A 20,484-nucleotide genomic window follows, 5' to 3' on the forward strand; every position below is an offset into this window, starting at 1 on the left:
TCAACCGGCCTGCGACTCGGGCAACCTCGCGACGTCGCGGACATCGGCCTGGGCGGGCACGGCGGGCCGCAGCCCCGCCTTCTCCGCCGCGATGAGTTCCTTGGCCTTCGCCGCGTAGATGTCGACGTACTCCTGGCCGGAGAGCTCCATGAGCGCGTACATGATCTCGTCGGTGATGGACCGCTCGACGAACCGGTCGCCCGCGAGGCCCTCGTACCGGGAGAAGTCCAGCGGCTCGCCGAAGTGGATTTCCAGCCTGCGCGGCCACCACATCTTCGACCCGATGGGATTGACCTTCTCCGTGCCGACCATCGCCACCGGAATGACCGGCACCCTGGCCTCCAGGGCGATTCGCGCGACACCGGTCTTGCCCTTGTAGAGACGCCCGTCGGGCGAGCGTGTCCCCTCCGGGTAGATCCCCAGCAGGTGTCCCTCACGCAGAAGCCGCACCGCGGTGTCGATGGCCGCCTGTGCCGCCGTGCCTCCCGAACGGTCGATGGGGAACTGCCCCGCCCCGGTGAAGAACCACTTCTTGAGCCTGCCCTTGAACCCGGGCTCGGTGAAGTACTCCTGCTTGGCGGGGAAGGTGACGCGCCTCGGCACCCGGTTCGGCATGAAGAACGAGTCCGCGACGGCCAGGTGGTTGCTGGCGAGGATCGCGCCGCCCTCTGCGGGGACGTTCTCGATCCCGGTCACCCTCGTCGGCCACAACACCCGCAGGAGCGGCCCCAGCAGCACGTACTTCATGAGCCAATACAGCACTGCTCCTCGTTCCTCCTGAAGACGGGTGAAATACCGACGGAACAGCGTACGAACCGCCGGCACCGGCGCACAACTCGCCCACTGTCATGAATACCGCACCGCGACGGAGCTCACACCGGCAGCGCACCGGAGATCACATTTCGCAACGGCCACGTTCTCCCGGGCCTACTCGTGCGAACATAGGGTGATGCGGCTTCGAGGGAGGATCACCGGGCATGCCTGTGCTCGCCGGCGCTGACCCCTTTGTCCACGACGGCTTCCACGAGGTCGGCGTGCTGCTGTGCCACGGCTTCACGAGCACGCCCGCCACCATGCGACCCTGGGGCGAGTACCTGGCGAAGGCCGGGTACACCGTGCGCTGCCCCCGGCTGCCGGGGCACGGCACCACCTGGCAGGAGTGCAACCGCACCCGCTGGCCGGACTGGTACGGCTGCCTGCGGCGGGAGTTCGCCGACCTCTCGCAGCGCTGTTCGTCGGTGTTCGTGTTCGGGCTGTCGATGGGCGGGACGCTCGCACTACGGCTGGCCGAGGACCTCGGCGACGCGGTCAGTGGCCTCGTCCTGGCCAATCCGTCGGTGCTCACGCGCAGGCTCGATGCCAAACTCGCCACGCTGCTGGCGCCGGTCCTGCCTTCGGCGAGGGCGCTGGGAGGTGACATCGCCAAGCCCGGCGCCGTCGAGCTCGCCTACGACCGCACTCCGGTCCGCGCGCTGGCGAGCCTGTCGAGGCTGTGGACGCTGGTCCGCCGGGACCTGCCGAGGGTCACCCAGCCGCTGTTGCTCGCCCGCTCGGCCGTCGACCACGTCGTCGAACCCGTCAACGCCACCGTTGTTGCCCGCAACGTGCGTAGTGAGGACCTGCGCGAGGTAGTGCTCCACAACAGCTACCACGTCGCCACGCTCGACAACGACGCACCGTTGCTGTTTCAGCGCAGTGTGGAGTTCGTCGACTCCGTCAGACAGGTTGGTGCCCGATGAGCAGAGCATCAGGAACGGACGGGCCCGAGGATGTGGACGCCACGTTCGCCAAGATCGTGGCGGATCTGCGGGCGGAGGGGTTCGGCGCCGACGGTGACGACGTCGACGACCTCCTCGTGGACGCGGACGACGACGAGGAGGACGGCAGGCAGGGACGAACCCGCCTGCGGTCGGCCCGCGACCAGGACCTCCCGGCGACCTCCGGATCGGGCTGGCGCGAGTCGGGAACCGACTGGGACGAGACCATGCTCGGCGACGACCGGGCGGACGCGGGGACCGATGACGACGACGAGCACTTCGTCCCTCCGGAACCGCCGCCGCTGCCGCGTCCCCGCAAGGGCGCGATCGTGGTCCTGCTGTTCTTCGTGGTGGGTGTGCTCCTGCTCGTCGCTCCCGGGGTGATCGGGCTCGCCCGTTCGATCTCGCTGCCGCTGGGCATGCTCTCGCTCGCCACCGGCATCGCGCTCGCGCTGCTGCGGGTCAGGCAGGGGCCACCGGACGGGGCCGATCCCACCAACGGCGCTCAGGTGTGACGACCCGGGCTCACGCGCGGTCGGCCTCGTCGAGGACGCTCCAGAGCTCTGCCGGGCCGAGCAGCGTGCAGCCGTGCTCGCGCACCCGCCCACGTAGCTCGCGGTCGGCCGTGACCACGACGACGTGGTCCCGCGGCCTGCTCGCGCGCACCTGGGCGACCGTCCGCACCACGGTGTCGTCACCGTCGCCGGGCGCTTCCTCGACCTCGACGCCCGCCACGTCCGCGACCCCTCGCGCCCGTCCCTCCGTCACCAGCACCACCCTCGGCCACCAGCACCAGTGTTCGCCGAGGTCGAGACCGAGGCGCGGCGCGCCGGCACCGCGGCCCGCGAGGACGGCCAGCCGGTCGCGCAGGCGCGCGGCGGCACCCGCCCGGTCGTGCCACCAACCGTCGGGCCGGGCGCCGACCATGTTCGCGGCGTCCACGACGAGCACGAGCTGCCTGTCGAGCTGGCTCCGCAGCGTCGGCCAGGCCGCGGCGAAGTCCCGGTGCAGTTCGTACGCCTCGACCTCGTCGGGCAGCACCCAGTGCAGCGCGGCGCTCTCCTCGTTCGCGACGCGTGGCTCCACCTCGTGCCGCACGGTGGCGAGCACGGTGGTGTAGCACCACGTGCCGTGGTCCTCGACGGAGGACGAGAGGACCCGCACGGCCTCCGGGGGCACCGTGGTCTCCTCCTCGGCCTCCCTGGTCGCCGCCTCGGCCGGGGTCTCGCCGGGCAGCACGGCGCCGCCGGGCAACGCCCACGTGCTGCCGTGGTGAGTCCACCCGGCCCGGTGTTGCAGCAGCACCCCGCGCCGCGGGTCGGTCAGCAACAGACCCGCCGCTCCGTGCGCTCCCCAGTGCTGTCGTCCGCACTCGCAGCTGACGAAACCCTCGCTCTCACCCAGCAGCATCCACCCAGCCTAGCGGCGCGTGACCGATCATCGACCCGTCGACGCGACGCGGAACGGCCGAGATCAGGACTCGCGCTCGCGGGCGAGGGTGGCGGCACCCACGATCGCGGTCGCGTCGCCGAGCTGGGAGGTGCGGATGCGGGCCAACGGGCGATGACCGGCACCGGTGAGCACCCTGGAGTAGTGCTCCCGTGCCTCGTCGGCGAACAGCGGTGCCGATTCCGCCACGCCGCCCGCGAGGACGATGACCTCGGGGTCGTAGACGTCGGCGACGAGCGCGAGTCCCTCACCGAGCCAGCGCGCGAGCTCGGCGAACGCCTCCAGTGCCACGGGATCACCCTCCCGCGCCGCATGGGCGACGCGGCGTCCGGTGACGGCCGCGGGGTCCGTCAGGTCCCGCACCAGCGCGGTCGAGCGGGAGGGGTGGCGAGCCAGCAGCTCGACCGCGGTGGCGGCGAGGGCGGTCCCGCTGCAGTACCGTTCCCAGCAGCCGTGCCGCCCGCACGGGCAGGGACGACCGTCGGGCACCACTCGCAGGTGCCCCAACTCCGGCGCCACACCGTGCGAGCCCCGAAAGATCTCTCCGTCCAGCAGCAACCCCGCGCCGATACCGGTGCCGATCGCGAGCAGCAGCGCGACGTCCGCGCCGCGTGCCGCACCGAAACGGTGCTCACCGACCGCGGCGGCGTTGGCGTCGTGTTCGAGCGTCACGGGGATGTTCAACCGCTCCGACATCCGGTCCGCCACGGGGGCCGTCCGCCACGGCAGATGCGGGGCGAACAGGACCGAACGCCGGTCGGGCCGCACGAACCCCGCCACGGCCAGCCCCACGGCGTCCACCGTGTGCCGGGTCCGCAGCTCCTCGACCACCGTGGTGATGGCGTCCTCCAGTGCGTCCTCGGCACCCGGCGTGGCCACCCTCGCGAAGTCGACGACACAGCCCGCGTCGTCGACGACTCCGGCTCGTACGCTGGTGCCGCCGACGTCAATCCCGATCGCGGGCATCCGGCTCCCACCGGTCGCGAGGGCGGACCGCGACGTGCTGGACGCGTCGACCGCGGCGCTCAGCGGGTTCGGGTCCCCTGGGCGGCGGGCGGAACCCGGGCAGGTGGACCCCGTCCTCCGGCTCCCACCGGTCGGCGAGCACGGCGCGCAACAACGCCAGCAACTGGGTCACGTGCTCCAGCACCCGCGCGGCCACGTCCACGTGCTCGCCCCGGCAGAGCGCGACCACGACGCACAGCGGGCACCGGTCACGATCACCACACGCCTCCGGGTCCTCGTCGGCGCGGGTCCGCCCGTGTCCCGCCGCGACCACGCTGTCCAGCCACGGCCGGGCTCGTTCCACCACCAGGTCCACGAGCAGACGGATCTCCTCGGCGAGACGGCTGGCGTCCGGCCGCTCGGCACCGTTCTCGGTCGTCGTCATGTGGGCTTCTCCAGGTGCACGAGCAGTCCGTTCGCGTCGGACTCGGCGCCGGTCAGGGTGTACGAGCGCAGAGCCTCCGGCAGCGCCACGAGCCTGCGGAAACCGTCCACGGTGACGGCGAGATCGTCGTCGACGCGCGCGAGCTGGACGCTGGACTCCTTCGCGAGCGGCAGGACGATGCGCAGCCGGACCCCGTCCTCGACCTCGGTGGTTCGCAGCAGCGGCGTGGCTCCGGGCTCACCCACCAGCGGGCTCGCCTGACCGTAGAGCTCCTCCGCGATCTCCAGCAGGGCTTCCATGCCCACGGGTTCGACCGCGCGGTGTTCCACCGTCCGCAGCGTCCGTCCGGTGAGCCCGCTCTCGCGGAGTTCGGCGACCACCTGCTCCTGCTGGGCGCGGCGCGTGCGCAGCCACGCCGCCGCCGCGCCCCGCCACCACCCGGCCGCGGGCATCATGCGGTTGACGACCACACCGTCGACGGCGATGCCGCGCAGCGCGAGCGCGGTCAGTGTGCGCCTGGTCTCGGCCGCCACCACGCGCTCGGGGGTGAGCACCAGCCGCACGGTGGTGGTCTCGTGGTCGGTGAGCATGGCGCGCAACGACTCGACGTGCGCGGCGAAGGCGTCCACCGACCGCGCCGCGCGTGTCGACGACCGCCACGCCGACAACCGGCGGAGGTAGCCGGCGACGGCTTCGGGCAGGGCGAGCAACCGCAGGGTCTCGGCGGTGGGCCCACAGTCCACGACGACGTTCTCCCAGGGCCCTTCGTCGGCGAGCCGCCGCACCTGGCCGAGCGACAGCAGCTCGTCCACCCCGGGCAGCACGGTGAGTTCCTCGGCGTCGAGCGCGTCCAGCCCCAAACCCGACAACGCCGCCCTCAACTCACGACGCAGCGTGTCCCACGCGTCGTCCACCAGGGTGCGGGCGTCGATCTGCGCGCCGTACAGGAAGCTGTCCACTTCGGAGGGCTCGTCGGCGAGCGGCCTGCCCACGGCGTCCGCGAGCGAATGTGCCGGGTCGGTGGACACCACCAGGGTCTTGCGGCCCCGGCGCGCGAGGCACGCGCCCGTGGCGGCGGCGAGAGTGGTCTTGCCGACGCCGCCCTTTCCGGTGAACAGCAGGACCCGCACGTCAGCTCCGGCCCTCCACGCGGCGCTTGAGTTCCCGCAGCGCGGTGTCCATGATCATCTTTTCGGCCTTGCGGCGCAGCAGGCCGATCATGGGCAGCGCCAGCTCCACCGACAGCGAGTAGGTCACGCGCGTCCGGTCGGCCCCGAGCGGCTCCAGCAGGTACCGACCCTGCTGCGCCTTCTGCATCTGGCCCTTCACCAGGTGCCAGCTCACCGACAACCCGTCGTCGGCCCAGTCGTAGGCGAGGGTGTAGACGTCCTTCACCGGACCGGAGTCGAGGGTGAACCGCACCTCGGCGGCCCGGCCCGCGTCGTCCGTCGCGAGCACCTCGGTCTCGCGCACGGCCTTCGCCCACTCCGGATACGCCGGCAGATCGGCGATGACGGCCATGATGGTGGCCGGGGCGGCTTCGATCTCGATGGACTGCGTGGACTGCTCCGCCATGAGGCTAGAGCGTAGCGGCCCGTGACCCAGGGCTCACCAGCGCAGCACGTACGGGGTGGTGGTGCGCTGGAAGTGACCGACGTTGCGGCACTCTGTGAGGCCGACCCGCAGCCGCCGCGACAGCGGCTGATGGACGTGCCCGAACAACGACCACCTCGGCTGCTGCGACCGCACGAGATCGAGCAGTGCCCGCGAACCGACCTCCAGCCGGCGGGACACCACGTCGTAGGTCAACTCGGGCAGGGCGGGCGGGACGTGGCTGCACACCACGTCGACGCCGCGCAGTGCCGCCACGCGGCCGTCGAAATCCTCCCTGGGCAGCAGGTGGGCCCGCCAGACCGCGTTCCGCCTCGGTGCCGCACCGTCCGGCAGCAACGCGCCGCCCACGAATCCGAACCGCAACCCTGAGATCTCCACCACCTCGCCGTCCACCAGATGAACACCGTCGGGGGCGTACTCGGACCACAACGCGGGGGCGTCGACGTTGCCGGGGATGGCGTAGGTCGGGGTCGTCATCGCGGGGAAGAGCCGGGCGTACTGCTCGCGTATCGCCTCGTCGACCGCGGCGGCCGGGTCGTGGAGGCTGTCCCACAAGGACCGCACGAACGCCCCGATCTCCGAGCGGGTGCCCTCGCGGCGCAGCCTCGCGAAGGTGCCGACTTTCTCCGCGCCGAACAACCGGCCGAATATCCCGCCGCCGTGGTCGTGGTAGTCGATGAAGTCGAGCAGGTCGCCGAGGACGATCAGGGCGTCCGCTCCCTCGCCTGCCCGTGCCAGCGCCTCGTGGTTGCCGTGCACGTCGGAAACGACATGTACCCGCACGGGCGACACCCTAGTCGTGGGCGACAGGCGCCACGCCGGGCTCCCGTCCGTCTTCCAGCACGTCCTTCAGGTTGAGGGCGATGGCCTTCGCGGCCCGTGCCCTGCGGCCGGCCTCCTTGCGCAGCCGGGTCGGCGTGGGCCGCGGACCGGCCGGATCGGCTCGCAGGAAGTAGTGCAGGACCGTGCCGTCGAGCACGGGTTCCAGCCATACTTCCATCGTTCCGACCAGGGCTCCCCGCACCGTCCAACGCAGCCCCTCGTCGCCTCGGTCGGTGTAGACTTCCAGCACGAGATCAGGCCAGTACGACCGCCACGACCGCGGGTCCGCGAACGCCGCGGCCACCGTGCTCGGCGGGACCGCGAGGAAGGTCTCGTCGACGATGTCGAGAGCAGGTGCGTTCTCGTTGACTGACACGGGTGCAGAATCGCACGACTCACGGAAACCACAGCCCCCGGGCATAGCCAAACCGTCCGTCAGGAGTTAGGTTGACCGCCGAGTAACATCTGTGGAATACGGAGGTTCACGTGCGCGAGTACAGCGCTCCCGCGATCGCTGCGGTCGCCGACGACGAGAACATGTCCGACGTCGTGTGGGTCAACGCCGAGCGGTTCGGAGAGACCGTGAGTTTCCGCCGACAGCTCGACGGATCGTGGCGGGACGTCACCGCCAGGGAGTTCGCCGCGCAGGTTCTCTCCGTCGCGAAGGGTCTCGTGAAGGCCGGCGTCGGGCAAGGCGACCGCGTGGCCCTGATGTCCAAGACCCGGTACGAGTGGACACTGGTCGACTTCGCGATCTGGGCCGCAGGCGGCGTCACCGTGCCGATCTACGAAACCTCCTCCGCCGAGCAGGCGCACTGGATCCTCACCGACTCCGGCGCGAAGGTCGTCGTCGTCGAGACCGCCGCCCACGCCGAGACGATCGAGTCGGTGCGCAGCCGCCTTCCCGAGCTCGACCACGTCTTCCAGATCGAGGGCGACAAGCCCGCCGTCGACCGGCTCACCGAACTCGGCGGGGAGCTCGCCGACGACGAGGTTCACGGCCGCCGCCGCGCCGTGAAGGCGAGCGACACGGCGACGATCGTCTACACGTCCGGCACCACGGGCAGGCCCAAGGGTGTCGTGCTCACCCACCGCAACCTGCTGGCCGAGGTGCGCGCCGACATCAAGGCGTTCCCCAAGCTCATGGAGGCGGGCAACTCGCTGCTGCTGTTCCTCCCGCTGGCCCACATCCTCGCCCGCGCCATCGCCATCACCGCCTTCACCTCGCGCGTCACACTCGGCCACACCGCCGACATCAAGGACCTCGTGAGCGATCTCGGCACGTTCCGGCCCACGTTCGTGGTCGCCGTGCCGCGCGTGTTCGAGAAGGTCTACAACGGCGCCAAGCTGAAGGCCCACTCCGAGGGCAAGGGCAAGATCTTCGACGCCGCCGAGGCCACCGCCGTCGCCTACAGCCAGGCCCAGGACACCGGCCGCACCGGTTTCGGCCTGCGGCTCAAGCACACCGTCTTCGACAAGCTCGTGTACACCAAGCTGCGCGCCGCGCTCGGAGGTCGCTGCATCGCGGCCGTCTCCGGCGGCGCACCGCTGGGCGGGCGGCTGGCGCACTTCTTCCGCGGCATCGGCGTGCCGGTGTTCGAGGGATACGGCCTGACCGAGACGTCCGCGGCGGCCCACGTGAACACCGAGGACGCGTTCAAGGTCGGCACCGTGGGCAGGCCGGTGGCGGGCACGTCGGTGCGTATCGCCCCCGACGGCGAGGTGCTGTTGAAGGGCGACGTCGTCTTCGGCGAGTACTGGAACAACGAGCAGGCCACCCGCGAGTCGCTGGAGGACGGCTGGTTCCACACCGGCGACCTCGGTGAACTCGATGACGAGGGGTTCTTGAAGATCACCGGCCGCAAGAAGGAGATCATCGTCACGGCCGGCGGCAAGAACGTCGCCCCCTCGGGCCTCGAGGACACCCTCAAGGCCAACCCGTTGATCAGTCAGGCCATGGTGGTGGGTGACCAGCGACCGTTCATCGGGGCGTTGATCACCATCGACGAGGAGTTCTTCCCCACCTGGAAGTCCCAGCACGGCAAGCCGGAGAACGCGACGGTGGCCGACCTTGTCGACGACGCCGCTCTCCGGGCGTCCGTCCAGACGGCGGTGGACGAGGCCAACAAGCAGGTCTCGCAGGCCGAGTCGATCAAGAAGTTCGTCATCCTGCCGAACGACTTCACCGAGGCGGGCGGCGAGGTGACCCCGAGCCTGAAGCTCAAGCGGAACGTGGTCAGCAAGAACTACGCGCAGGCGATCGAGCAGCTCTACGCGAAGTGAGGGCCAGGTCGGCCGCGGGCCCGCCATCCGCCCACGGCCGACCGCTCACGACTCCCCCGCGTCCCGATCCGGCAGGGTGGCCTCGATACCGGCGAGGATCCGGTCGAGGGCCCGGCCGAACCGCGTCTCCGCGTCGATTCGCGGAATGAGCGCCTCGTGCACGAAGCGGGCGAAGTAGGGATACTCACCGCTGCCCGCCACCTGCTTCACGTACTCGCCGAGTTCGCGCTGGATCTCCTCGTCCGACTCCGATCGCAGGAAGTTCACCAGGTCGAACTCCTGGCGCACGTAACCGCCGGTCCAGGTGCTGATCAGCGTCACGGTCTCCACCATCTCGTCGATGTCGAGCCCGAGACCGTCCACCAACGCCATCGACCGCTCGAAGTGCCGGAGCACGTTCGGCCCCATGGTGGGGCCGACCCCCCACACCTGCAGCAACCACGGATGGGAGAGCAGGGCTCGCCGGTGGGCGTGCGCGAAGTCCCACAGGTCCTGACGCCACCGGCCCGTGGGCACGGGCCATTCCTGGCGGGCGTACATCCGGTCGGCGACGAGTTCGAGCAACGCCTCCTTGCTGGCCACGTACCGGTAGAGACTCATGGCTCCGGCACCCAGTTCACCGGCGACCCGGCGCATGGTGACCGCGTCGAGGCCGTCGCTGTCGGCGATCGCGATGGCCGCATCGGCGATCTGTTCCCGGGTGTAGGCAGGCGTGGGTCCCCGCACGGGCCGAGGCGGAGTGGTCCACAACCTAAGCCGGTCTTCCAGCGGCGACGCATCGTTCGTTCCCATGTCTCCTCGATCGCTGTGCACGGCGGAAATCTCGTTGCGTACGTTGTACCCGGTTCGCTAGTGTAACTGCGTACAACGCACCCAGTTCAGGGGGATTCCATGTCGACAGCAGTCGGCGACGCCATAGTCGTCGCCGAAGGAGTACACAAGAGATTCGGGGACACCCAGGCGCTCGCGGGGCTCGACCTGACCGTGCCTGCGGGCATGGTCTACGGACTGCTCGGCCCCAACGGCGCGGGTAAGAGCACCACTGTCCGCGTGCTCACCACGCTCACCCGGCCGGACCAGGGGACCGTCACGGTCGCCGGGCACGACGTCGTTCGCGAGCCCGCCGCCGTCCGCGCCAGGATCGGCTTGGCGGGGCAGCACGCCGCGCTCGACGAGCAGCTCACCGGGCGGGAGAACCTGCGCATCTTCGGCAGGCTCTTCCGCCTCGGGTCCGCCCGCGCCAAGGCCCGCGCGGACGAACTGCTCGAGCGGTTCGACCTCGCCCACGCCGGCGACCGCCTCGTCCGCACCTACTCGGGCGGGATGCGCCGACGGCTGGACCTCATCTCCAGCCTCATCATCTCGCCGACGGTGCTCTTCCTCGACGAGCCCACGACGGGACTCGACCCCCGCAGTCGCAACGAGATCTGGGCGACCGTGCGGGAGTTGGTCGACGAGGGCACCACCGTCCTGCTCACCACCCAGTACCTCGACGAGGCGGACCAGCTCGCCGGGAACATCGCCGTGATCGACCACGGCACGGTGATCGCGTCCGGCACGCCGCACGAACTCAAGGCACGCATCGGAGGCCGCCTCGACGTCGTCGTGGCCGACCGCGCCGAGCTGCCCCACGCGACGGAGGTGCTCACCGCCTTCACCGGCGCGCGAACCGAGCCGGACGTCGACGCCGAACGCACATGGGTCTCGGTACCGGTCGGGACCGATGACGTCACCCTGCCGGAAGTGGTCCGCCACCTCGACCAGGCCGGTGTCAAGGCCGTGGACGTCGGGATCCGCAAACCCACGCTGGACGAGGTCTTCCTGGCCCTGACCGGCAAGTCCGGCGCACAGCGACAGGAGGCGAACCAGTGACGATCCCCGCCCAGCATTCCGTCCCCGCATCTCCCGCCACCTCCCTGCGAGCCGGGTTGTCCGACGGGATGACGATCCTGGTGCGCAACCTGCTCAAGCTGAAGCACCAGCCCGGCCAGATCGCCGCCACCTTCGCGTTCCCGCTGGTGTCGGTGGTGCTGTTCGGGTACGTCTTCGGCAGCGCCATCCCCATCCCCGGCGGCGGCAACTACCGCGAGTACCTCATGCCGGGGTTGTTCGTCATGAGTTCCGTGTTCGGCGTGATGGGTTCGCTGATGGTCATCGCCAAGGACAACGGGCTCGGCGTCATGGACCGGTACCGCTCGATGCCCATGGCCCGCTCGGCCGTGCCGTTCGGACAGACGGCGGCCGACCTGGTGATCGGCGCGGGCGGGCTCGCGATCATGGCTCTCTGCGGGCTGCTGTTCGGATGGAGCGCCCACAACGGAGTCGGCGCGACCCTCGCCGGGTTCGGGATCATCCTGCTGCTGCAGTACTCCGTGTCCTGGGTCGGCGTCTATCTGGGGGCACTCGCCAAGAACGAGGAGACGGCTGCCCGCATCGGGCCGCTCATCATGCCGATCACCATGATCTCCAACGTCTTCGTGCCCACCGACGGGATGCCCCCCGTGCTGCAGGTGATGGCCGACTGGAACCCCGTCAGCGCCGCGACCGCCGCCTGCAGGGAGCTGTTCGGCAATCCCGGTCTTCCGCTGGCCGAGGACGCGGCCTGGCCGCTCCAGCACCCCGTGCTCGCGACGCTGGGCTGGTGCGTGTTGCTCCTCGTGGTCTTCGTCCCTCTGGCTGTCCGCAGGTTCCGCAACGCCGGGCTGTGAGCACCACCCGGGTGGGGCGGGCGCGGGTCACCGCACGAGCCTCACCCGGGGGCCCGCCTGATCGGAGACCGGGATGTTGTATCGCTGCGCGAGGTAGGACGCGACCTCGGAGAACAACGCCCCGGCCGAACTGCCGCCCGGGATGGTCGTGTCGGGCGCGTCGAGCCAGATCCCGACCACGAACCTCGGTTCGTCGGCGGGCAGGATGCCCGCGAACGTGATGTTGTGCAGCCGATCGCTGTACGCCCCGGTGTCGGGGTCGATCTGCTGTCCCGTTCCGGTCTTGCCCGAGATGTGGTAGCCCTCCAACGCGGCTTCGGGAGCGGAGCCGCTGTAGGCGTAGTCACCGCCCTGCACCGTCGCGCGGAGCATGTTCTTCACCGTGTCGGCCGTCTTCGCGTCCGTCACACGAACGGACTTCGGCGCCGGTTCTGGAATCCTGCGTCCGTCCGGCGTGATCTTGGCCTTGACGACGCGTGGTTCGACCCGCACACCGCCGTTGGCGATGGCCTGGTACATGCTCGTCATCTGCACCACCGTCATCGACAGTCCCTGGCCGATGGGAAGGTTGCCGTACGTCGTTCCCGACCACTGCTCGCGGGGCGGTACGTAGCCGGGACTCTCGCCGGGAAGCCCGATGTTGGTGCGTTGCCCGATCCCGAACTTCTCCAGCATCGACAGGAACCGGTCGGGCCCGATCTCGTTGGCCAGCAACAGCGTGCCCACGTTGGACGACTTCGCGAAGACACCGGTGACCGTGAAGGTCTGCGTGGCATGCGACCAGGCGTCGTGCACCGTGTGGTCGGCCACCGGCATGGCTCCCGCCACGGAGAGCTCCGTCTCCGGTGTCACCACACCGGACTCGATGGCGGCGGTGGCAGTGATGATCTTCGCCACGGAACCCGGCTCGAACGGGGTCGACACCGCCGGATTCCCCATTGCCTCGGGTGACGACGGCGGCTCGTTCGGATCGAACGTCCGGTGGTTCGCCAGCGCGTACACCTCGCCCGTCCGAGCGTCGAGGACCACGGCGCTGCCGCCCTCGGCCTTCACCTTGTCCACATAGGCGGCGAGACTGCGCTGCAGTTCGTACTGCACGTCGGAGTCGATCGTCAGCTCGAGGTCGGAGCCGGGGGTGGCGGGCTGCATGTCCTGCTCGGTGCCCGGGATCACGACGTCGGCACCCTGCGCGGTGTCGACGATCTGTCTGCCGGGTGTGCCGACGAGGTCCTCGTCGCGGTAGGACTCCAGTCCGGACAGACCGTGCAGGTTGTGCTCGTGCACGTTCTCGCTCTCGGTGCGCCAGTTCGCGTAACCCACGATGTTCGCGGCGACCTCCTCACCCGGGTACACGCGCTTGGCTCGCTTCTCGTACCCGATCTCGGGGAAGCGCTGGCTGATCCGCTCGGCCACCGAGGGCTCGACGTCGTCGACGAGGTAGGTGAAGCTCGCGTCCTTGTGGAAGGCTTCGAGCAGCTCCTGCTCGGTGACGAGGTCGGGCACCTGCCGGGCGATGTGGTCGGCGACCTCTGCCACCCTCGTGTCGAAGTTCTTGCCCGAGGAAGGGTGCTCCCGTGCGTACTCGGTCCAGGTCTCGCGCATCTGCCGCAGGTTCACCCACAGTTTGCGGGTCTCCACGCTGAAGGCCAGCTCAGCGCCGTTCCGGTCCAGAATGGACCCGCGCTCGGCCGGGATGTCGATGATCGTCGTCCGCTGCCGTTCGGCACGTTCGGACAGGGCGGCGGCCTCGAAGGCCTGGATGTGCACCAGTTTGAGTCCCGCAGCCACCAGCACGAGGGTCAGCGCGATGCGGCCTGCGACGAACCGGTTGCGGTTGTTGCGAACGGTGGTGGCGGAACGACTCCTGCGGGCCCGAACGGAATACGTCCGATGCGGCCCCCTGCCCGACTCGGCGCCCCGTGTTCCGCGCTGCCTCGGCATCACCGTTCTCCCCTCACCACGTCCGTGCGTCGGCCTCGCCGTCAACGGCGGTCGTCGTTCCGCGCCCCGTCCGACTGCGATTTCGGTGCCGTGGCCTCCACTGGCTCCCCCACCACCGTGACGGAACCGTCCTGGCGCACCACCAGTCGCGCCGGGTTACCCGCCGGAACCATGCCCAACCCCTCGGCACGCTCAGCCAGTGACGACGGTGACCGCAACCGGCCCACTTCCCTGCGGAGCTTTTCGGCGCGCTCGGCGAGCTGAGCGTTGCGCTCCTTGAGCTGGTCAAGACGGTAGGAGTCGGCGATGGCCTGTGTGGACAACCACAGCGACGTGGCCACACCACACAGCATGAGCGCCATGAGGACGAGCACGAAGGTGGCCCGTGACCGGGGCCAGTTCTGCAACCCGAGGCGAGCGGCCCTGGGCTTTCCCCGTGCGTCCCTCGCCGCGGCACTGCGCCCGGCCCGGCGAGCGTAGGCGCGCCGAGCTGCGGTACTGCGCCCGCCGCTCGGCTCCGGCTCGGTGGTCTTCGGCCCTGAACTGCCGACCGGCTTCGCGGACACCGAGGCGCGCCCGGACGTCGAAGTGAGCCGTTTACGGGTCGATACGGTCATTCGCCGTCGGCTCCCCTCTTCTCCGCCGCACGCAGCCGGACGGAGGCCGCGCGCGGATTCCGTCGGATCTCCTCCTCGTCCGCCTTCTCGGCGCCCCGGGTCAACAACCGCAGCTCCGGCCCATGGCCCGGCAGCTCCACGGGTAGCCCCTCGGGCGTTCGCGACGTCGCCGCCTTCGCCAGCGCCTGCTTGACGATGCGATCCTCCAGGGAGTGGTACGACTCGACGACGATGCGACCACCCTCGGCCAGCGCCGCGATGGCGGCCGGCACCGCCTCGCGGAGGATGTCGAGCTCGCCGTTCACCTCGATCCGCAACGCCTGGAAGGTGCGCTTCGCGGGATGCCCGCCGGTGCGGCGGCTGGGAGCGGGCACCGTGTCGTACAGCAGTCGCACCAGTCGCTCGCTGGTGTCGAACGGGTGTCGCTGCCGCTCGGCCACCACGGCTTTCGCGATCCGGCGGGCGAACTTCTCCTCGCCGTAGTCGCGCAGGATCCGGGTCAGCTCGTCGACCGGGTAGGTGTTGAGCACGTCGGCCGCCGTCAGACCGGTCGTCGGATCCATCCTCATGTCGAGCGGAGCGTCGCGCGCGTACGCGAAGCCACGCTCGTCGAGGTCGAGCTGCATGGAGGAGACACCGAGATCCATCAGCACACCGTCGACCTCGGACAGGCCGAGGTCACTGAGGACCTCCGGTATGCGGTGGTAGACGGTGTGGACGAACCGCACCCGGTCGCCGTGTCGCGCGAGCCGCTGCCGTGAACGCTCCAGCGCGGTGGGATCGCGGTCGAGGCCGATCACCCGCAGGCGGGGGTAGGCGTCGAGCAGTGCTTCGGTGTGCCCGCCGAGCCCCAGCGTGGCATCGACCACGACGGCGTCGTGGTCGGCCACCGTGGGCTCGAACAGTTCGAGCACCCGCTCCACGAGTACAGGCAGATGCGTGGCGTCAGCGGGAAAACCGCTGGTTCCGGCGCTGTCGGTCACGACACCCCTTCTCGTCGTCGGCCGCCTCCGTCCCAAGAAGAACAAGAACCGGATGCCGTCAGGTTGCGGACCTGATACCGGGGAAGTTGCATCAGGGCCGCAGCCTCACGCCATCCGGTCAGAATATGCCCGGCAGGATCTCCTCCTGCGCTTTCGCGTAGCTGTCCTCGTGTTCCTCCAGATAGGCCTCCCAGGCTCGGGCGTCCCAGATCTCCAGCCGGGTGATGGCGCCGATGACCACGCACTCCTTGGTCAGTCCGGCGTAGCGGCGCAGCTCCGGAGCGATCGCGATGCGACCCTGTCCGTCGGGACGTTGCTCGTCAGTGCCCGCGAACAGGTACCGCTGGTAGGCCCGCACCGACTCGTTGGTGAACGGCGCCTCTGCAACCTTTCGGGCGAGCTGCTCGAATTCGGCGCGCGGGAAGGCATAGAGACAGCGATCCTGTCCCTTGGTGATCATCAACCCACCTGCCAGCGCGTCGCGGAACTTCGCAGGCAGCGTGAGCCGCCCCTTGTCGTCCAGCTTCGGAGTGTGGGTGCCGAGGAACACCGGCCTCCACCTCCCCTGCCGACCAGCGCCAGGACCGGGATCCTTCGCGATCGGCCACGGAGCATCCCTTCCGCCCCACTGGCCACCACCGTACCCCACTTTGCACCACAGTCAACGGGAAAGCACTCTCCGCACTCGCTTCCACGCGCTCCCGGTCGCGTTTACGCAGGCACGGATGGTGCGCTTCGCGAGCGTCGCCGCGCCGGGTGACACCGGATCGGTGCATTCGGACACTGCGTTCCCGGTCCGTCCAGAGCACCGTGGGTGGGGCCGAGTGGGGGAAGGTCGACCTGCTCGTCGCCCTGGTCCCGATCGGCGGGGGAGGACGGCCCGCACCCACTGGCGCGGACCGAACACGAATCATGGCTTACTGCGCGGGCGCGGCGCTCGTGCACCTGTGGGCGGCCCCGTCCTGCGCCGAGCCCTCCCACCGCGCCGACTTCCGTTCCTCCAACGGCTCACCGGGCTCACGAAGGGCAACCTCTCCACCCACGTCGGGCGAACTGGAGAGCGCGGGCCTCGTCGAGGTCACGAAATGATTCGCGGGCAAACGTCCGGAGACCTGGATCGCGCTGACCGGCCGGGGACGACGGGCGATCACCCAGCACTGGGCCAGCCTCGCGGCACTACGAGACGAAGCGCTCGGGTGGTCCGGTCCGTCCGCAGGCGACCGGGTCTGAAGCTCCGCGCGTTAGCCGGAGGACTCCGCTTCGTCGACCAGGTCCGCCAGCCGCGTGGCGATCCTCGGAGGGTCGGCGGGTACCAGGCTCAACCACGACTCGCCGGCCCGCCCCTCCGAGACCGTGCCGAGGTAGCCACCCGCGTCCGTGACGAACCAGCTCAACCCACCGATACGGTGCAGGCCCGTCCCCCGCCGGACTCGGACCGAGAACTGACCGGCGGCCAGTACCGGCCGCGACTGAACGGCCATCGCCTCCCGCGACTGCTGTTCGAATACGCGCGCGCGTCGGCTGGCCGAGTGTTCCACCGCCGCATCGGCAACCGTGGCGAGTGCCGATGCGGGAAGGCTCACTCCCATGCCGGGGCCGGCGCCGAAGTCGGGAAGCACACCGACCACCGCACCGAACACCTCACCGGCCCGGATGGCGGTCAGAGCGACCGTACGCCGGGGCTGGACGGCCAGAACACCCCGGTCACGCACCACCGCGGCGACCGCCCGCAGCGGCTCGGGATCGGCCAGGTCGGCCAACGCCTCGCATTCGACCACGAGCGACGCCCCGGCGAGCAGGTCGAACCGCTCCCGCAGCTCGGGATCGAGCTCACCACCGCGCACGAGGCCGCGTTCGGCGAGGTTGGCGTAAACCTCCGCTCGGATGCGGGCGCGTTCGTGGTCGGTCTGTCCCACGCTGCGCACCGCCAACGGTGCGGGGCTACCGGAATGGCCGAGGTCGGACCACAGGATGTCGAAGGCGGAAGCCGACACCCGGATCACACCGCGACCGACCTTCCGACCGCCGAGGCTGGGCCCTCACCCGGCGCGGCCCCGCTGCGGGTCAACGACGGCGGGTCAGGGAAACGCGTGTCGGGGACGGCCTCGCCGAGCGCGGTGTCCCGCGCGTACATCACGTCGATCGCGCGTTGCCGGGCCTGCTCGGCCTCGGCCCTGCGAGTCGCCATCGCGTCGGACAGTCCCACGAGCCGCCACACGTCACCGCTGGAGGCGGCATCGCGAATCATCGCGCCCGGGTCGTACGGCACCGGCTCCGGCATCTGCGTTCTCGCCCTCGCCGCGGCCTCGGCCTGTCCGGCCACTGCCCGGCCGACCACCTCCGAAAGGTCGGCCGCCCGCTGCGACCACGTCGCGGCGTCGCGCACCACCGACCGCAACGACTCCGCCGCGTCGCCCTGCCACGCACTCTCGCTGCGGCCCGACAGGTCGGCGAGCGTGTCACCCGCCTCCCGCAGTGCCCGCGCGAGCTCGGTCCACTCCCGACTGATCTCTCCCGCCGCCGCGGGATCGTTGCCGTCACCGACCTCCGTGTACATCTGCTCGTGGCTGTACGACTCGTAGCGGCGGTCAGCGACTGGTTTCGCGGTCATGTCACCTCCGGCTCGATCAGCTCGGCCACCGTGGTGGCCCGAGCACAGGCCTGTGCCGTGTCCTGGAAGTCGGCCGTGGTCACGTCTATGTGGACGGTGCTCACGCCCGGCCGTCCGGCGGCCAGCGACACCGAGCACGTCCCGTCGTCGGCGTCGCGGTCGGCGACGAGCACCGCCGGTGCGGAGCCCACGCGCAACTCCTCGGCCCGCGGGGCGCGGGCCTTGACCGCCTCGAGATCCGTGTGCTCGTCCACCGTCACCGTGACCCCGAAGGCACCCGGCTCCACGTAGTCGCAGGCGGGAGCCCCCGCCACCGTGGTGGGCTCCCCCGGCGACGTCAGCCCAGCCGACGACCGGTCCCGCGCACCGAGCAGGGCGCACGGGTCGAGCCCGGCTTCCTCCCGCGTCGGCCCCGTGGACGGGACGGGAACGGACGAGACCGACCCAGCACCTTCCGCACCCGTCGACGCCCCGAGCCCAGGATCGGACGCGCCGCATCCCGCGGCGGCGACGAGCAACCCGAGCGCCACCGGCACGAGCCGACCTCCGAGCGTGCGCACGTGGGCGTCAGCCCCCGCCCACGCAGTCCACCCCGTCGGACGCGGCGCGGTCCTGCTCGTCGTAGCGGCGCAGCGCGGTGTCGATGCGCTGCTTGAGGCTCTCGATCTCCTGCCCGAAACGGGTCAGCGACTCGACGGCCGACCCCGTGTCGGCGATGCCGTACCTCGCCATGAACTCGCCGATCTCCCTGGCGTAGCCGTCGCCGAGGGGTACCGAGCGGCCGAGCACCTTGGCCCGGCGCACCATCCGCCCCACCGCGTCCTGTACCTCGCTCAGCTTGGCGAAGGTGTCGGCGGCGAGTTCAGGCGCGACGGCGAAACCGTCCGACGGCACGCGCACGTCGACTTCCGTCATCACCGCACCTCTTTCGGTAGTCGACCGACTACGCTGCCGTAGCGTAGGCGAGTTCGAGCTTCCGCCAAGATCTGTGGTCGGAACTCACCTGAAAGGGGCAACACTCCTCTGTGAGAAGCTGCACACCGCAGCGGAAAATGATCAACCCGGCGGGATACCGGATGGGCCGCTGTTTGACACACTGCGTGGCGGGCCGGCTCGCGAAGCGAGCTCGCCGGGACGGCGAAGGTCCTTTCCGGGGACGTTCGGACTGCCGCGAGGGCTTTTGGCACCAGGAGGTCGTGTGACGTCGAGAGGACAGTTCATCGCTGTGTCCGCACCCGCTCCGTCGGGCGACGGCCACTCCGCCACCGAGGTACACCACCCGTCCGACGGGTACCCCGGCGACCACGATGCGCATGGCGCCCACGGTGCCCAGGGCGACGGCGCGCCGATCGGCCTCGACCAGTTGCACGACACCGTCCGGCGTATCGCCGCCAACGTGGAACGTGTGCTGGTGGGCAAGCCCGAGGTCGTCCGGATCGCCCTGGTGACGCTGCTCGCCCAGGGCCACCTCCTCGTCGAGGACGTTCCGGGAGTCGGCAAGACCTCCCTGGCCAAGGCGCTCGCCCGGTCGATCGACTGCACGGTGAGCCGCGTGCAGTTCACTCCCGACCTGCTGCCCAGCGACGTCACCGGCGTCTCCATCTACAACCGCCAGCGGTCGGACTTCGAGTTCCGTCCCGGCCCCGTGTTCGCCAACATCGTCGTGGGCGACGAGATAAACCGGGCGTCGCCGAAGACCCAGTCGGCGCTGCTGGAGTGCATGGAGGAACGCCAGGTCACCGTCGACGCCACCACGTACAGACTCGACAGCCCCTTCATGGTGATCGCCACGCAGAACCCGGTCGAGATGGAGGGCACCTACGCTCTGCCCGAGGCCCAGCGCGACCGCTTCACCGCTCGCGTGTCGATCGGCTACCCCGACCTCGCCGCCGAGCTGGCGATGGTCGACGAGCACGCGGGGGTCGACCCGTTGGACGAGCTGCAGCCCGTCTCCGACGGTGCCACGGTGCAGCGACTGGTCGAGAAGGTCCGCGGGCTGCACGTCTCTCCCGAGGTGAAGCAGTACGCCGTCGAACTGTCGGCGGCGACGCGGCAGCTTCCCGAGGTCCGGCTTGGCGCGTCGCCGAGGGCGACGCTGCAGTTGGTGCGCGCGGCGCGTGCCCAGGCCGCTCTCTCCGGCCGCGAGTTCGTCGTGCCCGACGACCTGCACGCCGTGGCCGTCCCCGTCCTGGCGCACCGGCTGGTGCTGACGACGGAGGCCCACGCCGCCCGCCGGTCGGCCACGGACGTCGTCCGCGCCGTGCTGTCCCGCGTGCCGGTACCGCACGGCGCCCGTCCCCGGTAACGCC

At 70.3% G+C, this 20,484-nt stretch carries 23 protein-coding genes; 6 read left to right on the forward strand and 17 right to left on the reverse strand.

The window, feature by feature from the left end; translation table 11 throughout:
• The gene (locus SACCYDRAFT_RS16205; protein WP_005457744.1) at nucleotides 1–762 is read right to left on the reverse strand and encodes a lysophospholipid acyltransferase family protein; all 762 of its coding nucleotides are present in this window, start codon (nucleotides 760–762) and stop codon (nucleotides 1–3) included.
• A gap of 215 nt (nucleotides 763–977) precedes the next feature.
• On the opposite strand from SACCYDRAFT_RS16205, the gene SACCYDRAFT_RS16210 reads away from it, so the two are divergent.
• Together SACCYDRAFT_RS16210 and SACCYDRAFT_RS16215 are read left to right on the forward strand one after the other, a co-directional pair.
• The gene (locus SACCYDRAFT_RS16210) at nucleotides 978–1,739 is read left to right on the forward strand and encodes an alpha/beta hydrolase (RefSeq protein WP_005457746.1); all 762 of its coding nucleotides are present in this window, start codon (nucleotides 978–980) and stop codon (nucleotides 1,737–1,739) included.
• Nucleotides 1,736–2,272: a hypothetical protein gene (locus tag SACCYDRAFT_RS16215; protein ID WP_005457747.1), complete on the forward strand. Its 537-nt coding sequence runs from the start codon at nucleotides 1,736–1,738 to the stop codon at nucleotides 2,270–2,272. Before SACCYDRAFT_RS16210 ends, SACCYDRAFT_RS16215 begins: the two co-directional genes overlap by 4 nt.
• A gap of 10 nt (nucleotides 2,273–2,282) precedes the next feature.
• Here SACCYDRAFT_RS16215 and SACCYDRAFT_RS16220 read toward each other — a convergent pair whose 3' ends face one another.
• The 7 genes from SACCYDRAFT_RS16220 to SACCYDRAFT_RS16250 form a co-directional block, all read right to left on the reverse strand.
• Nucleotides 2,283–3,167, reverse strand: coding sequence for an NUDIX hydrolase (locus SACCYDRAFT_RS16220; RefSeq protein ID WP_005457748.1), 885 nt, complete (start codon nucleotides 3,165–3,167; stop codon nucleotides 2,283–2,285).
• A gap of 63 nt (nucleotides 3,168–3,230) precedes the next feature.
• Nucleotides 3,231–4,172 carry an ROK family protein gene (locus SACCYDRAFT_RS16225; RefSeq protein WP_005457749.1) on the reverse strand — a complete coding sequence of 314 codons (942 nt, stop codon included), beginning with the start codon at nucleotides 4,170–4,172 and terminating at the stop codon, nucleotides 3,231–3,233.
• On the reverse strand, nucleotides 4,153–4,596 hold the full coding sequence (locus tag SACCYDRAFT_RS16230) for a hypothetical protein (RefSeq protein ID WP_005457750.1): 444 nt from the start codon (nucleotides 4,594–4,596) through the stop codon (nucleotides 4,153–4,155). The genes SACCYDRAFT_RS16225 and SACCYDRAFT_RS16230 overlap by 20 nt, the downstream gene beginning before the upstream one ends.
• Entirely contained in the window at nucleotides 4,593–5,726 is a 1,134-nt protein-coding gene (locus tag SACCYDRAFT_RS16235) for an ArsA family ATPase (protein WP_005457751.1), read from the reverse strand. Before SACCYDRAFT_RS16235 ends, SACCYDRAFT_RS16230 begins: the two co-directional genes overlap by 4 nt.
• 1 nt (nucleotide 5,727) lies before the next feature.
• Entirely contained in the window at nucleotides 5,728–6,171 is a 444-nt protein-coding gene (locus SACCYDRAFT_RS16240; protein ID WP_005457752.1) for an SRPBCC family protein, read from the reverse strand.
• A gap of 33 nt (nucleotides 6,172–6,204) precedes the next feature.
• A complete protein-coding gene (locus SACCYDRAFT_RS16245; RefSeq protein ID WP_005457753.1) occupies nucleotides 6,205–6,993 on the reverse strand; it encodes a metallophosphoesterase family protein in 789 nt (262 codons plus the stop codon).
• A 10-nt stretch (nucleotides 6,994–7,003) separates the two neighbouring features.
• Entirely contained in the window at nucleotides 7,004–7,408 is a 405-nt protein-coding gene (locus SACCYDRAFT_RS16250; RefSeq protein ID WP_043536566.1) for a hypothetical protein, read from the reverse strand.
• Nucleotides 7,409–7,518: 110 nt separating this feature from the next.
• Here SACCYDRAFT_RS16250 and SACCYDRAFT_RS16255 point away from each other — a divergent pair, with 110 nt between their 5' ends.
• Nucleotides 7,519–9,315, forward strand: coding sequence for an AMP-dependent synthetase/ligase (locus SACCYDRAFT_RS16255; RefSeq protein WP_005457760.1), 1,797 nt, complete (start codon nucleotides 7,519–7,521; stop codon nucleotides 9,313–9,315).
• A 45-nt stretch (nucleotides 9,316–9,360) separates the two neighbouring features.
• Here SACCYDRAFT_RS16255 and SACCYDRAFT_RS16260 read toward each other — a convergent pair whose 3' ends face one another.
• Nucleotides 9,361–10,107, reverse strand: coding sequence for a TetR/AcrR family transcriptional regulator C-terminal domain-containing protein (locus tag SACCYDRAFT_RS16260; RefSeq protein WP_005457761.1), 747 nt, complete (start codon nucleotides 10,105–10,107; stop codon nucleotides 9,361–9,363).
• A gap of 99 nt (nucleotides 10,108–10,206) precedes the next feature.
• Here SACCYDRAFT_RS16260 and SACCYDRAFT_RS16265 point away from each other — a divergent pair, with 99 nt between their 5' ends.
• Nucleotides 10,207–11,187: a daunorubicin resistance protein DrrA family ABC transporter ATP-binding protein gene (locus SACCYDRAFT_RS16265; protein WP_005457762.1), complete on the forward strand. Its 981-nt coding sequence runs from the start codon at nucleotides 10,207–10,209 to the stop codon at nucleotides 11,185–11,187.
• 68 nt (nucleotides 11,188–11,255) lie between these two features.
• Entirely contained in the window at nucleotides 11,256–12,023 is a 768-nt protein-coding gene (locus SACCYDRAFT_RS16270) for an ABC transporter permease (protein WP_232283858.1), read from the forward strand.
• Nucleotides 12,024–12,050: 27 nt separating this feature from the next.
• Here the strand turns inward: SACCYDRAFT_RS16270 and SACCYDRAFT_RS16275 are convergent, their stop codons facing one another.
• From SACCYDRAFT_RS16275 to SACCYDRAFT_RS16310, 8 genes are all read right to left on the reverse strand, one after another.
• Nucleotides 12,051–13,964: a peptidoglycan D,D-transpeptidase FtsI family protein gene (locus SACCYDRAFT_RS16275; protein ID WP_005457772.1), complete on the reverse strand. Its 1,914-nt coding sequence runs from the start codon at nucleotides 13,962–13,964 to the stop codon at nucleotides 12,051–12,053.
• A 41-nt stretch (nucleotides 13,965–14,005) separates the two neighbouring features.
• Nucleotides 14,006–14,581, reverse strand: coding sequence for an FtsB family cell division protein (locus tag SACCYDRAFT_RS16280; protein ID WP_005457774.1), 576 nt, complete (start codon nucleotides 14,579–14,581; stop codon nucleotides 14,006–14,008).
• A complete protein-coding gene (rsmH, locus tag SACCYDRAFT_RS16285) occupies nucleotides 14,578–15,564 on the reverse strand; it encodes a 16S rRNA (cytosine(1402)-N(4))-methyltransferase RsmH (protein WP_005457779.1) in 987 nt (328 codons plus the stop codon). Before rsmH ends, SACCYDRAFT_RS16280 begins: the two co-directional genes overlap by 4 nt.
• Nucleotides 15,565–15,682: 118 nt before the next feature.
• The gene (mraZ, locus tag SACCYDRAFT_RS16290; protein ID WP_005457785.1) at nucleotides 15,683–16,114 is read right to left on the reverse strand and encodes a division/cell wall cluster transcriptional repressor MraZ; all 432 of its coding nucleotides are present in this window, start codon (nucleotides 16,112–16,114) and stop codon (nucleotides 15,683–15,685) included.
• A 691-nt stretch (nucleotides 16,115–16,805) separates the two neighbouring features.
• A complete protein-coding gene (locus tag SACCYDRAFT_RS16295; protein ID WP_005457786.1) occupies nucleotides 16,806–17,567 on the reverse strand; it encodes an ESX secretion-associated protein EspG in 762 nt (253 codons plus the stop codon).
• A complete protein-coding gene (locus SACCYDRAFT_RS16300; RefSeq protein ID WP_005457787.1) occupies nucleotides 17,564–18,175 on the reverse strand; it encodes a hypothetical protein in 612 nt (203 codons plus the stop codon). The genes SACCYDRAFT_RS16295 and SACCYDRAFT_RS16300 overlap by 4 nt, the downstream gene beginning before the upstream one ends.
• Complete coding sequence (locus tag SACCYDRAFT_RS16305) at nucleotides 18,172–18,735, reverse strand: DUF3558 family protein (RefSeq protein ID WP_043536568.1); 564 nt, start codon at nucleotides 18,733–18,735, stop codon at nucleotides 18,172–18,174. The genes SACCYDRAFT_RS16300 and SACCYDRAFT_RS16305 overlap by 4 nt, the downstream gene beginning before the upstream one ends.
• 7 nt (nucleotides 18,736–18,742) lie before the next feature.
• Complete coding sequence (locus tag SACCYDRAFT_RS16310) at nucleotides 18,743–19,090, reverse strand: hypothetical protein (protein WP_005457792.1); 348 nt, start codon at nucleotides 19,088–19,090, stop codon at nucleotides 18,743–18,745.
• A gap of 283 nt (nucleotides 19,091–19,373) precedes the next feature.
• Here SACCYDRAFT_RS16310 and SACCYDRAFT_RS16315 point away from each other — a divergent pair, with 283 nt between their 5' ends.
• Nucleotides 19,374–20,480, forward strand: coding sequence for an AAA family ATPase (locus SACCYDRAFT_RS16315; RefSeq protein WP_005457793.1), 1,107 nt, complete (start codon nucleotides 19,374–19,376; stop codon nucleotides 20,478–20,480).
• The last annotated feature ends 4 nt before the right edge of the window (nucleotides 20,481–20,484 follow it).

This window comes from Saccharomonospora cyanea NA-134, assembly GCF_000244975.1.
Lineage (GTDB): Bacteria > Actinomycetota > Actinomycetes > Mycobacteriales > Pseudonocardiaceae > Saccharomonospora > Saccharomonospora cyanea.